The organism is Sphingomonas sp. R86521 (assembly GCF_042466235.1).
Lineage (GTDB): Bacteria > Pseudomonadota > Alphaproteobacteria > Sphingomonadales > Sphingomonadaceae > Sphingomonas.
The window spans coordinates 3730545-3742539 of record NZ_JAXHBY010000001.1; the positions used below are offsets into that span (position 1 = coordinate 3730545).

Below are 11995 nucleotides of genomic sequence, written 5' to 3' on the forward strand. Positions count from 1 at the left end.
GGGTGACGGAGTGGCCGGCTTCAGCCAGGCCGCCGCATCTGGAACAACGCGTCCTCGGTGATCGCGAAATAATCCGCCGGCCCGCCGCCGCGCAAAATCGGCTGTGCGCGCGCGGTCTGGTACACGCCGTCCTCCAGCGTCGCCGCATCGATATGGATCGCGACCGCTTCGCCCAGTACCAGCCACTGGTCGAGTTCGGTCCCCTCCTTGGTCTGCAGCCGGACGATCTGCGTCACCTTGCATTCGAACTGCGCACGGCTGGCGGCGACTCGCGGCGGCTTGACGTGCAGCGACGGCAGCGTCTCGATCCCCGCCAGCGCGAATTCGTCCACATCGGCGGCTACGTTCGCCGCCGTCGCGTTCATCGCGTCGCCCAGGTCGCGGGTGACGAGGTTCCAGACGAACTCGCCGGTCGCCGCAATGTTGGCGACGCTGTCCTTCCAGCCCATCGACGAGAAGCCGATCAGTGGCGGGCGATAGTTGAACAGGTTGAAGAAGCTGTACGGCGCCAGGTTGGCGACGCCGTCCGCGGACAGCGAACTGACCCAGCCGATCGGCCGCGGCGCGACGATCGCGTTGAGGGGATCGTGCGGCAGCCGGTGGCCGTCCGCCGGGTCGTAAGAATGCCATTCGGTCATGCACTGATCCCTGCTATGGAACGCGTCGACTGCCTAGAGCGAAGGTCGAGCATGAACGATCCCGGATCCCCCATTATCGTCAAGCGCCACCGCGTGGCGACCCGCGTCTGGCACTGGGTGACCGTGGTGACGATGTTCATCATGATCGGCAGCGGCATCGGCATCCTCAAAGCGCATCCGCGGCTGTATTGGGGGACGTACGGCGCGAATTTCGACACCGCCTGGACCACGCTGGACCAGTGGCCGGGCTGGGTGATCACCCTGCTCAACCTGCTGACGATCCCCGCGAGCTACAACCTCGCGATCTCGCGGCGCTGGCATCTGCTGTTCGCGCTGGTGCTCGCGTTCGCGCTGCTCGGGTTCATGATCGTCAGCCTGATCAACAAGCATTTCCAGCGCGACCTCCGCGTCCGTGCCGCCGACCTCGCACCACGCGAAGTCGCGCACGACATCAAGGAACATCTCGCCTTCCGCTTCCACGATCCGCGCAAGCCCGGCGCGTACAACATCCTGCAGAAGCTCTCCTATGTCGCGACGATCTTCGTGCTGATCCCGGCAATGATCCTGACCGGGCTGACGATGTCGCCGGGGATGGATGCGGCGTGGCCGTGGCTGCTCGAGCTGTTCGGCGGCCGGCAGTCGGCGCGGTCGATCCACTTCATCGCCGCGACCGCGCTGGTGCTGTTCATCATCGTCCATCTCGCGCTTGTGATTCTGGCCGGTGCCTGGAACGAGGTGCGGTCGATGATCACCGGGCGCTGGACGGTACCTGCCCAAGCGGAGGAGGACGCGGCATGATCGTCACCAGACGCACGCTGGTCGGCGGTGCGGCCGCCAGTGCTGGCCTGCTGCTGAGCGGCTGCGACAAGATCGCCCAGGCCCCGGCGGCGCGAAAAATCCTGTTCATGGGCGAGGACATGAACCGCGGGTTGCAGCGTGCGCTGACCAACCGCAGCGCGCTCGCGCCCGAGTTCAGCCCCGCGCAGATGTCGCCGATCTTCCGGTCGAACGGCACGAGCAATCCGGGTACGCCGGACTACACCGCGATGGTCGCCAACAACTTCGCCGATTACCGGCTGAAGGTCGGCGGGCTGGTCGACCGGCCGCTGTCGCTGACGTTGCTCCAACTCCGCCAGATGCCCGCGCGCGCGCAGATCACGCGGCACGATTGCGTCGAAGGCTGGTCGGCGATCGGCAAATGGCAGGGCCCAAAGCTCGGTGCGCTGCTCAAGGCCGCGCAGATTCGCGATAGCGCACGCTACATCGTGTTCACCTGCGCCGACCTGTACCGCGGCACGCCCTATTACGAATCGATCGACCTGATCGACGCCTTCCACCCGCAGACCATCCTCGCCTGGGCGCTCAACGACCAGGTCCTCGATGTCGCGCACGGCGCCCCCGTCCGGCTGCGGGTCGAACGGCAGCTCGGCTACAAGCACGCCAAATACGTCATGGCGATCGACGCGGTCGGGAGCCTCGATGCGATCGGCAAGGGCAAGGGCGGCTATTGGGAGGATAACGTCGATTACGACTGGTATGCCGGGATCTAGCCGCGCACTCGTCACACGAGGCTAGCGCAATTCCGTACCAGTCGTTAGCACCCGCGGCATGGCCCTTATCGATCGTTTCTTCGCCCGGTTCGTCAAGCGCGGACAGATCACCGTCACCTATGCTGACGGCACCACCAAGACCTTCGGGACGCCCGACGCGACGCTGCCGGATGTCGCGGTGCGCTTCACCGACAAGGGCGTTCCCGGCGCGATCGTCCGCAACCCAGCGCTCGGCGCGGCGGAGGCGTTCATGGACGGGCGCCTCGTCATCGACCAGGGCGACATTCGCGATCTGGTCCGGCTGCTGAAGGGCAACACGCCGTGGGAAAAGGGCGACGCGCTGAAGCCGTCGCTGCCGATCAAGCTGCTCGACAAGGTCGTCCACCGCGTCGACCGCGTCAACATGGCCCGCCGGTCGAAGAAGAACGTCGCGCATCACTACGACCTGTCGGACCGGCTGTACGACCTCTTCCTCGACGCCGACCGCCAGTATAGCTGCGCCTACTTCACCGATCCGGACAACAGCCTCGAACAGGCGCAGGACGACAAGAAGGCGCATATCGCCGCCAAGCTGCTGCTGAAACCCGGCATGCGCGTGCTCGACATCGGCTGCGGCTGGGGCGGGATGGCGCTGTACCTGCACGCCAAGACCGGCGCCGAGGTGCTGGGCGTGACGCTGAGCGAGGAACAGCTGAAGGTCGCCCGCCGCCGCGCGGAGGAGGCCGGGGTCGCCGACAAGGTCAAGTTCGAGCTGATCGACTACCGCGCCGTGACCGGCCAGTTCGACCGCATCGTCTCGGTCGGGATGTTCGAGCATGTCGGCCCGGCGCACTACAAGGCATTCTTCCGCAAATGCCGCGAACTGCTGAGCGACGACGGCGTGATGCTGCTCCACACCATCGGGCGGATGGGCGTGCCGGGCGTCACCGACACCTTCACGACCAAGTACATCTTCCCGGGCGGCTACAACCCCGCGCTATCAGAGATCGTCCGCGGGTATGAGGGGACCAAGCTGTTCCCGACCGATATCGAGGTGCTGCGCGTCCATTACGCGATGACGATCGACCTCTGGTACGACCGCACCGTCGCCGCCAAGGACGCGATCGTCGCGCTGTATGACGAGCGCTTCTACCGGATGTGGACGTTCTACCTCGCCGGCGCGGCGGCGGCGTTCCGGACCGGGGGGATGGTCAATTACCAGGTCCAGCTGGCGAAGAGCCGCTACGCCGTCCCCCTCACGCGGGACTATATCGGCGAAACCGAGCAGGCGTTTCGCGGCTAGTCCGTCATCCCGGGCTCGTCCCGGGATCCAGGGTTACGGAGCACACCGCCTGTAACCCTGGATCCCGGGACAAGCCCGGGATGACGTGGAGGCCTTACCGCCCGCCCTTCTCCGCCGCGGCCCGCTCGTCGCCGCCGATCTTGCCATCGCCATTCGCGTCATATTTCGCGAACGTCGCCGCCAGCAGCGCCTGCGCCTCGGCCTGGCTGACCTTACCGTCCTTGTTCCTGTCCGCCGACGCGAACCACAGGTCCGCCATCCGCTTGGCGTGGACCGGATCGACGCGGCCCTGCCCGCTCTTCATCTGGCCGATCCGCGCCTGCACTTCCGCGCGCGTCAGGACGCCGTCCTTGTTGGTGTCCGACGCGGCGAACTCCTTCTGGAACTTGGCGGCAGCCGACGCGCGGGTTTCCTGTGCGAGTGCCGGAGTCGCCAGGCCGGCGAGCGCGAGAATGGCGAAAGTCTGACGGAACACGATAGTCTCCAATTGGTCTGCGCGCGGGCCTAGCGCGGCCGGCTTGTACGCCCAATGAACGCGCGCGGTTGCACGCGCGGTCCCATGCGCATAGGGGCGCGGGCGTAATTCACTGTCCCGAGGACTGCACCATGAGCGATTCCATCAACCGCGTCGTGCTCGCCTATTCGGGCGGTCTCGATACCAGCGTCATCCTGAAATGGCTCCAGCAGACCTATAACTGCGAGGTCGTCACCTTCACCGCCGATCTCGGCCAGGGCGAAGAGTTGGAGCCGGCGCGCGCGAAGGCCGAGATGATGGGCGTCAAGCCCGAGCACATCTTCGTCGACGATCTGCGCGAGGAATTCGTCCGCGACTACGTGTTCCCGATGATGCGCTCGAACGCGCTGTACGAGGGGCTCTACCTGCTCGGCACGTCGATCGCGCGGCCGCTGATCGCCAAGCGCCAGATCGAGATCGCCCGCATGGTCAATGCCGACGCGGTCAGCCACGGCGCCACCGGCAAGGGCAACGACCAGGTTCGCTTCGAACTCGGCTATTACGCGCTGTCGCCCGATATCAAGGTGATCGCACCGTGGCGCGAATGGGACCTGACCAGCCGCACCAAGCTGATCGAGTTCGCCGAACAGCACCAGATCCCGGTCAGCAAGGACAAGCGCGGCGAGGCGCCGTTCTCGACCGACGCCAACATGTTGCACACCTCGTCGGAGGGTCTCGTGCTCGAGAACCCGTGGGACGAGGTCCCCGACTACGTCTATTCGCGCACCGTGAACCCCGAGGACGCGCCTGACGTCCCCGAATACATCACGATCGATTTCGAGCGCGGCGACGGCGTCGCGATCAACGGTGAGGGCATGTCGCCGGCGACCTTGCTGGAGACCCTCAACGGCTACGGCCGCCGCCACGGTATCGGCCGTCTCGACCTCGTCGAGAACCGCTTCGTCGGCATGAAGAGCCGCGGCATGTACGAGACGCCGGGCGGCACGATCTATCACCTCGCGCACCGCGGTATCGAACAGCTGACGCTCGACCGCGGCGCCGCACATCTGAAAGACGAGCTCGCGCCGCGCTATGCCGAGCTGCTCTACAACGGCTTCTGGTTCAGCCCTGAGCGCGAGATGCTGCAGGCCGCGATCGACCACAGCCAGCTGAAGGTGTCGGGCACCGTCCGGCTGAAGCTCTACAAGGGCGGCGTCTACGTCGTCGGCCGCAAATCGCCGAACTCGTTGTACTCGGAAAAGGTCGTGACGTTCGAGGACGACCAGGGCGCCTACGACCAGCGCGACGCGGCCGGCTTCATCAAGCTCAACGCCCTGCGCCTGCGCCTGCTCGGACGGCGAGACCAGATCTGAGGGCTTTTACTTCGCAGGGGCGGTCGGAGACGGCCGATCCTCCCCTGTAAGGGGAGGTGGCTGGCGCTTGCCAGACGGAGGGGTATCGTCCTGCCGATAGCGCGCTACTCCTCCGTCGGGCCTGTGGCCCGCCACCTCCCCTCAAAGGGGAGGATTAAATCGTGCCCCCTCCCGTTAACCGCGCCTTAGGCATCTTCGCGCATAAATCCCGCACCTTGTGGGAATTTCCTAATGCCGGACACCGTAGACGTAGCGATCATCGGCGCCGGCCCCGCCGGGCTCACCGCCGCCTATCTGCTGGGCAAGGCCGGCTATAGCGTCACGGTGATCGAGAAGGATCCGACCTATGTCGGCGGGATCAGCCGCACGGTCGAGCATGACGGCTTCCGCTTCGACATCGGCGGTCACCGGTTCTTCTCGAAGTCGCAGGCGGTAGTCGACCTCTGGAACGAGATCCTGCCCGACGACTTCATCGAACGCCCGCGGATGAGCCGGATCTATTACGAGGGCAAATTCTACAGCTATCCGCTGCGCGCGTTCGAGGCGCTCGGCAATCTCGGGCTCTGGCGCTCGACCTTGTGCATGGCGAGCTACGCCAAAGCGAAGCTGCAACCCCGGAACACCGTCCGCAGCTTCGAGGACTGGGTCGTCAACCAGTTCGGCCACAAGCTGTATTCGATCTTCTTCAAGACCTACACCGAGAAGGTCTGGGGCATGCCGTGCGACACAATGTCGGCGGACTGGGCGGCGCAGCGCATCAAGGGCCTGAGCCTTGGCGGCGCGGTGATCGACGGGCTCAAGCGGTCGCTCGGCCTCAATCGCAAGCCCAATGACGGGATGCAGACCAAGACGCTGCTCGAAAGCTTCCGCTACCCGCGGCTCGGCCCCGGAATGATGTGGGACGCCGCGCGCGACAAGGTGCTGGCCCAGGGCAACACCATCCTGATGGGCCATGCGCTGAAGCAGCTTGCCGAGGATTCCGCCGGTCGCTGGCGCGTCACCGCGACCGATCGGGACGGCGAGATCGTGACGATCGACGCGGCGCACGTGATCAGCAGCGCGCCGATGCGCGAGCTGGCCGGGCGGCTGCACCCGCTGCCGCAGACGCTGCCGCAGGCCGCCGCCCTGCGCTACCGCGATTTCCTGACCGTCGCGCTGATGATCAAGTCGCCCGATCTGTTCCCCGACAACTGGATCTACATCCACGATTCGAAGGTGAAGGTCGGCCGCGTCCAGAATTTCCGCAGCTGGAGCCCGGAAATGGTCCCCGACGCCGACATCGCCTGTGTCGGTCTCGAATATTTCTGCTTCGAGGGCGACGGGCTGTGGGCGTCGAGCGATGCCGACCTGGTCGCGCTGGCGACGCAGGAGATGGCGATCCTCGGGCTGTGCGACCGCGCGCACGTCACCGGCGGCGTCGTCGTGCGCCAGGAAAAGGCGTACCCCGTCTATGACGAGGACTACCGCGACAACGTCGATGCGCTGCGCCAGGAGATCGAGGCGCGCCATCCGACGTTGCACTGCGTCGGGCGCAACGGCATGCATCGCTACAACAACCAGGATCATGCGATGATGACGGCGATGCTGACCGTCCGCAACATCCAGGCGGGCGCGCGCATCCACGATATCTGGACCGTCAACGAGGACGCCGAATATCACGAGGCGGGCGAAGAAGGCGCACAGGCCGCGCTTGCGTCGGTCCGCGACGTGCCGGGACGCCTGAAGGCGGCGTAATCGCAGACCGGCAATGGCAGTGAACGTTACCGACTTGTCGCACCAGCCCTTGTCTAGACCGCCCCGCCGCCCCTAGGGTCGCCGCGACATGACGACACAGGGGGACACGACGGGCGGCGCGCATTTGCGCTGGTGGCAGACACGGGGCTTCGTGATCGCGGTCGCGCTCGCGTCGATCATACCGTTGCTCTGGCCGCAGATCCCGCCGCTGGTCGACCTGCCTGGGCATATGGGTCGCTACCGCGTCCAGCTGGCGATCGGCGACAATCCGTGGCTGTCGCAGTGGTATGATTTCCGCTGGTCGCTGATCGGCAATCTGGGCGTCGATCTGCTGATCGAACCGCTGGCGCCGATTTTCGGGCTGGAACTCGCGGTCAAGCTGATCGTGATGGCGATCCCCGCATTGACCGTATCCGGCCTGCTCTGGATCGCACGCGAGGTGCATGGCCGGATCCCGGCGACCGCGCTGTTCGCGCTGCCGCTGGCGTACAGCTATCCGTTCCAGTTCGGCTTCGTGAATTTCGCGTTGGGGATGGCGCTGGCGCTCAACATGTTCGCGCTGTGGCTGCGGCTCGGGCGGCTCGACCGGTTGCGGTTGCGTGCCGCGGTATTCGTGCCGCTGTCGTGCCTGCTCTGGCTCTGCCACACCTTCGGCTGGGGCGTGCTCGGCATCCTCGCCTTCTCGGCCGAGCTGATCCGCCAGTACGACATTCGTCGAAATGGCGCGCGTCACGGCTGGATCAACGCGTTCGTCCGCGCCGGGCTCAACTGCCTGCCGCTGGCGTTGCCGATGGTGTTGATGGTGCTGTGGCGGTCGGGCGACCATGTCACCGGCAAGACCCAGGACTGGTTCGACTGGCGCTGGAAGATGAACTGGATCACGATGATCCTGCGCGATCGCTGGATGCCGTTCGACATCGCGTCGGTCACGTTGCTGTTCGTCATCCTGCTGCGCGGCGTGCGCGATCAGCGGATCGAATATTCGCGCAACCTGGGCCTCTCCGCCGCCTTCCTGCTGGTCGTCTACATCCTGTTGCCGCGGATCGTGTTCGGGTCGGCCTATGCCGATATGCGGCTCGCGCCGTTCATGCTGGCGTTCGCATTGATCGCGCTGAGACCACGACCGGGCGTATCGCTGCGCGGTGCCTCGGTGATCGCCGCGATCGGGTTCAGCTTCTTCGCGGCGCGGTTGACCGCGACCACGGTCAGCTACCTGATCTACGACCGCGCCTATACCCAGGCGCTGGCGGCGATCGACCAGGTGCCGAAGCGTGCCCGCGTCGTCTCGTTCGTCGGCCGGCGGTGCCGCGACGACTGGGCCTATTCACGGCTGGAGCACGTTCCGGCGCTGCTGCTCGAGCGGCGCATGGCGTTCACCAACGACCAATGGTCGATGGCCGGCGCGCAGCTGATGACGACGCGCTATCACGACGCCGGCGGGTTCGCGCACGATCCGTCGGAGATCGTCACCGACCGCCCCTGTCGCGGGCAGTGGTGGCGGCCGATCTCGAAGGCGCTGGGGCAGTTTCCGCGTGATGCGTTCGACTATGTCTGGCTGATCACGCCGCCCGCCTACGATCCCGCGCTGGTCCGCGACCTCACGCCGATCTGGCGCGACGGCACCAGCACGCTGTTCCGCGTCAACCGGGTTGAGGATCGCCCCGCCGGAACGGAGTGAGTTCCTGCAGGCAGTCGCGGTCCGCCGCGACGGCCTCGCGCTCGCGCTCCAGATAGTCGGCGATCGCCCTGCGGAAGCCCGCATCGGGGATGTAGTGCGCCGAGTAGGTCGCGACCGGCGCATACCCCCGCGCGAGCTTGTGTTCGCCCTGCGCCCCCGCCTCCACGGTCTTCAGCCCCCGCGCGATCGCGGCATCGATCGCCTGATAATAGCACAGCTCGAAATGCAGGAACGGCACCTCCTCGGTCGATCCCCAATAGCGACCGTACAGCGTATCGTCGCCGATCAGGTTGAGCGCACCCGCGATCGGCACGCCGTCGCGCTCGGCGAAGATCAGCAGGATGCGGTCCGCCATCGCCTCGCCCAGCAGGTCGAAGAACCGCCGCGTCAGATACGGCCGCCCCCATTTGCGCGCCCCGGTATCCTGGTAGAATACCCAGAACGCATCCCAGTGCGCCGCCGTGATCTCCGCGCCGGTCAGATGGCGAATCGTCAGCCCCTCGACCGCCGCCGCACGCTCCTTGCGGATCGCTTTGCGTTTCCGCGATGACAGCGCGGCGAGGAAATCGTCGAACCCGGCATAGCCGTCATTGTGCCAGTGGAACTGCGTGCCCTGCCGGATCAGCCATCCTGCGGCTTCGAACAGCGGTACCTCGGCGGGCGCGATGAAGGTCGCATGCGCGGACGACAGCCCGCTCTGGTCGGTCACCGCCTCCAGCGCCGCGATCAGCGCAGGCGCGAGGGCCGGGTCGCGAAGCAGCAGGCGCGGCCCCGGAACCGGGCTGAACGGCGCCGCAATCTGCAGCTTGGGGTAATATTGCCCCCCCGCCCGCTCCCACGCGTCAGCCCAGCCCTGGTCGAAGACATATTCGCCCTGGCTGTGGCTCTTGGCATAGGCGGGCGCGATCCCCGCAGGGCGGCCGTCGTCGCCGTCGATGACGATCGGCAACGCCTGCCACCCGGATCGGCCATTGACGCTGGAGGACTCCTCCAGCGCCGCAAGGAAGGCGTGGGCGACGAACGGGTTGCCAGCGCCGGCGCACGCGTCCCAGTCGTCGGCAGAAAGGGTGGTGACACCCTGGGCGATGCGGGCGGTGAGCGCGGTCATGCGGCGTAGATGGGGTGACGTGTCATCGAGGCAAAGCTTTCCGCGCACTTCGTTCCCCGGCGGAGGCCGGGGCCCAGTTGGCAAGCTTCGGTATCGAAGCGCGGTCCACAGTCAAATGAGGCTTCCCACCTGGGCCCCGGCCTCCGCCGGGGAGTCGCTCAAAATAGCCGTCGTCGAGGGTTACGCCGAAACCTGCACGATCGCGTCGATCTCGACCGCGGCGCCGAGCGGCAGGACCGGCACGCCGACCGCCGAGCGCGCATGCTTGCCGGCATCGCCGAACAGCGCGACCATGAACTCGGATGCGCCGTTGGCGACCTTGGGCTGATCGGTGAAGTCGCCCGTCGAATTGACGAACACGCCGAGCTTGACGATCCGCTCGACCCGCCCGAGCGAGCCGCCCAGCGCCGCCTTGACCTGCGCGACGACCATCATCGCGCAGAGCTTGGCGGCCTCCTGGCCGTCCTCGATGCTGACACCGTCGCCAAGGCGTCCGGTGACGAGCTGGCCGTCCTTGAACGGCAGCTGGCCCGAGATGTGGAGCAGATTGCCCGCGAGCACGGTCGGCACGTATGCGGCGACGGGAGCGGCTGCCTGCGGCAGGGTGAGGCCAAGCTCTTCGAGCTTGCGGTCGATACGATCGGTCATGGCTGCGGTATCAACACGGTCGCAGCACCGGGTCAAGCTCAGGCAGTCCGCGCCGCTTCCGCGCGCCGCCAAGGCACCTGGAATGGTGCCTCACACCCCTCTGCGTGCATTTGGTGCAATCGCGATAGCATGTTACAAAATTGCGTCAAACCGCAACTATGCCCACATAGCGCTTGCCGGATATGTCGCCGGCATCGGAGACCTACCCATGCGCATGTTCGAAACCGTGTCCAGCACCATGCTGGCAATCGCGGCCCAGGCGCTGGTGGTCGGAGTGGTCATTTCCACCCTCTGATCTACCCGCCCGCCCGCCCCTCTAACCGGGGGGCGCGGCAAGGCTGGCGATCACATCCACGCTAATCCCGGCAGGTCCGAACTGGATCAGTCCATTCCCTACCCTGGTTGAAACGGTCGCGATCCCGATGGTCGCGCGCCCGGTGTGACTGCACTGTTCCCCGGTTCGCGGAGACGAACTCCGCGACATCAGGAGGAACGGATATGCGCCTGCGCCATCTCGTGCTCACATCGGCATTCTATGTATTACCGGTACACGCGCAGGACGAGGTTCCGGTATCGCGACCGTCGCTCGACTCCGCCTTGCCTCCCGAAGTGCGACAATTGCTGGCTGGCGCAACCAGTGTCCAGTCGCTGTTCCCGGTCAATGGGTCCGAACCGTTCGCGGGATCGGTACTCAAGGCCGACGTGATCAGCTTCGCGACCGGCAGCGAACTTGTGCTGCAGGATACCGGCGCGCCCTTCATCGTCATCGCCGCCCGGGATGTGAAGTTCCCCGACGCACAGTCAAGCTATCGGATCCGCTTCGCCGCCGTGCAGGCAGTCGACGGCAGCGACGGACCGGATGGCGCGCGTGGTGCCAACGGTCAGGGCGAGGAGAACTTCACCGGGCGACCAGGCGCCACCGGAGCGCCGAGCCAACCCGGCGGGACCGGAACAACTCGTACGCTGCCGCACGTATATTTTGTCGTGGATCACTTCTCGGTCGCCAGTGACCCCAAGCCGCGGTCGATCAGCCTGTCGATGAAGTTACGCGGCATCACCGGGGGCGATGGTGGTCGCGGCGGCGCGGGCGGCGACGGCGGAGATGGCGCAGAGGGCCACAAGGGATCCGATGGGTTGTTCGACTGCAAGCATAGCGGCGGCGATGGCGGACGCGGCGGCGACGGTGGCGTCGGGGGACCGGGCGGCTCCGGTGGCACGGGTGGCGACGGGGCAGCGCTCACCTTCGTCTCGACGCCGCTTGGCATCAACCAGTTCGGCTATGTCTCGATCCTCAACCAGGGCGGTTCGGGCGGCGGCAACGGCACCGCGGGCCGCGGTGGACGTTCGGGGGGCGGCGGGCCCGGCGGACATGGCAGCGTCCATTGCGGCGGTGGTCATGGCGGACCTGCAGGATCGCAGCCTGCCGCAGCGACGGACGGGCTGGACGGCGCCCGGGGTCAGAAGGGCACCGTAGAACTGATCAGCGTGCCGATAATACCGATCACGTGACCAACACGGGCGCGCCCTGCT

The 11995-nt window shown here is 66.3% G+C and carries 12 protein-coding genes; 8 read left to right on the forward strand and 4 right to left on the reverse strand.

Going from position 1 to position 11995, the window contains the following annotated elements; genetic code table 11:
• Positions 1-20: 20 nt before the first annotated feature.
• Positions 21-638 carry a flavin reductase family protein gene (locus SJY20_RS17260; RefSeq protein WP_380788328.1) on the reverse strand — a complete coding sequence of 206 codons (618 nt, stop codon included), beginning with the start codon at positions 636-638 and terminating at the stop codon, positions 21-23.
• 51 nt (positions 639-689) lie between these two features.
• Between SJY20_RS17260 and SJY20_RS17265 the strand changes: the two genes are divergently transcribed.
• Genes SJY20_RS17265 through SJY20_RS17275 form a run of 3 tightly spaced genes read left to right on the forward strand, consistent with a single transcriptional unit; the run spans position 690 to position 3470 of the window.
• Positions 690-1436, forward strand: coding sequence for a cytochrome b/b6 domain-containing protein (locus tag SJY20_RS17265; protein ID WP_380788329.1), 747 nt, complete (start codon positions 690-692; stop codon positions 1434-1436).
• Complete coding sequence (locus tag SJY20_RS17270) at positions 1433-2188, forward strand: molybdopterin-dependent oxidoreductase (RefSeq protein WP_380788331.1); 756 nt, start codon at positions 1433-1435, stop codon at positions 2186-2188. Before SJY20_RS17265 ends, SJY20_RS17270 begins: the two co-directional genes overlap by 4 nt.
• Positions 2189-2246: 58 nt before the next feature.
• Positions 2247-3470 (forward strand): class I SAM-dependent methyltransferase, encoded by a 1224-nt coding sequence (locus tag SJY20_RS17275; protein WP_380788333.1) that lies wholly within the window; start codon positions 2247-2249, stop codon positions 3468-3470.
• A 94-nt stretch (positions 3471-3564) separates the two neighbouring features.
• Here the strand turns inward: SJY20_RS17275 and SJY20_RS17280 are convergent, their stop codons facing one another.
• Complete coding sequence (locus SJY20_RS17280; RefSeq protein WP_380788335.1) at positions 3565-3945, reverse strand: EF-hand domain-containing protein; 381 nt, start codon at positions 3943-3945, stop codon at positions 3565-3567.
• A gap of 131 nt (positions 3946-4076) precedes the next feature.
• On the opposite strand from SJY20_RS17280, the gene SJY20_RS17285 reads away from it, so the two are divergent.
• From SJY20_RS17285 to SJY20_RS17295, 3 genes are all read left to right on the forward strand, one after another.
• On the forward strand, positions 4077-5297 hold the full coding sequence (locus SJY20_RS17285) for an argininosuccinate synthase (RefSeq protein WP_380788337.1): 1221 nt from the start codon (positions 4077-4079) through the stop codon (positions 5295-5297).
• Between the two features lie 231 nt (positions 5298-5528).
• Positions 5529-7031 (forward strand): NAD(P)/FAD-dependent oxidoreductase, encoded by a 1503-nt coding sequence (locus SJY20_RS17290; protein ID WP_380788339.1) that lies wholly within the window; start codon positions 5529-5531, stop codon positions 7029-7031.
• An 88-nt stretch (positions 7032-7119) separates the two neighbouring features.
• Positions 7120-8709 carry a hypothetical protein gene (locus tag SJY20_RS17295; RefSeq protein WP_380788341.1) on the forward strand — a complete coding sequence of 530 codons (1590 nt, stop codon included), beginning with the start codon at positions 7120-7122 and terminating at the stop codon, positions 8707-8709.
• On the opposite strand, the gene SJY20_RS17300 is transcribed toward SJY20_RS17295, so the two are convergent.
• Positions 8672-9817: a GNAT family N-acetyltransferase gene (locus SJY20_RS17300; protein WP_380788343.1), complete on the reverse strand. Its 1146-nt coding sequence runs from the start codon at positions 9815-9817 to the stop codon at positions 8672-8674. The genes SJY20_RS17295 and SJY20_RS17300 overlap by 38 nt on opposite strands.
• A gap of 180 nt (positions 9818-9997) precedes the next feature.
• Entirely contained in the window at positions 9998-10465 is a 468-nt protein-coding gene (locus SJY20_RS17305) for a RidA family protein (RefSeq protein ID WP_380788345.1), read from the reverse strand.
• On the opposite strand from SJY20_RS17305, the gene SJY20_RS17310 reads away from it, so the two are divergent.
• Both SJY20_RS17310 and SJY20_RS17315 read left to right on the forward strand, forming a co-directional pair.
• Entirely contained in the window at positions 10464-10760 is a 297-nt protein-coding gene (locus SJY20_RS17310) for a hypothetical protein (protein ID WP_380788347.1), read from the forward strand. The genes SJY20_RS17305 and SJY20_RS17310 overlap by 2 nt on opposite strands.
• 314 nt (positions 10761-11074) lie before the next feature.
• Positions 11075-11974: a hypothetical protein gene (locus SJY20_RS17315; RefSeq protein ID WP_380788349.1), complete on the forward strand. Its 900-nt coding sequence runs from the start codon at positions 11075-11077 to the stop codon at positions 11972-11974.
• Positions 11975-11995: the final 21 nt, after the last annotated feature.

What these genes read in the sequence shown, in the direction of transcription:
- SJY20_RS17285 (WP_380788337.1), top strand. Translation starts at nt 4,077, where the DNA reads ATGAGCGATTCCATCAACCGCGTCGTGCTCGCCTATTCGGGCGGTCTC.
- SJY20_RS17275 (WP_380788333.1), top strand. Translation starts at nt 2,247, where the DNA reads ATGGCCCTTATCGATCGTTTCTTCGCCCGGTTCGTCAAGCGCGGACAG.
- SJY20_RS17265 (WP_380788329.1), top strand. Translation starts at nt 690, where the DNA reads ATGAACGATCCCGGATCCCCCATTATCGTCAAGCGCCACCGCGTGGCG.
- SJY20_RS17300 (WP_380788343.1), bottom strand. Translation starts at nt 9,817, where the DNA reads ATGACCGCGCTCACCGCCCGCATCGCCCAGGGTGTCACCACCCTTTCT.
- SJY20_RS17295 (WP_380788341.1), top strand. Translation starts at nt 7,120, where the DNA reads ATGACGACACAGGGGGACACGACGGGCGGCGCGCATTTGCGCTGGTGG.
- SJY20_RS17260 (WP_380788328.1), bottom strand. Translation starts at nt 638, where the DNA reads ATGACCGAATGGCATTCTTACGACCCGGCGGACGGCCACCGGCTGCCG.
- SJY20_RS17310 (WP_380788347.1), top strand. Translation starts at nt 10,464, where the DNA reads ATGGCTGCGGTATCAACACGGTCGCAGCACCGGGTCAAGCTCAGGCAG.
- SJY20_RS17305 (WP_380788345.1), bottom strand. Translation starts at nt 10,465, where the DNA reads ATGACCGATCGTATCGACCGCAAGCTCGAAGAGCTTGGCCTCACCCTG.
- SJY20_RS17270 (WP_380788331.1), top strand. Translation starts at nt 1,433, where the DNA reads ATGATCGTCACCAGACGCACGCTGGTCGGCGGTGCGGCCGCCAGTGCT.
- SJY20_RS17290 (WP_380788339.1), top strand. Translation starts at nt 5,529, where the DNA reads ATGCCGGACACCGTAGACGTAGCGATCATCGGCGCCGGCCCCGCCGGG.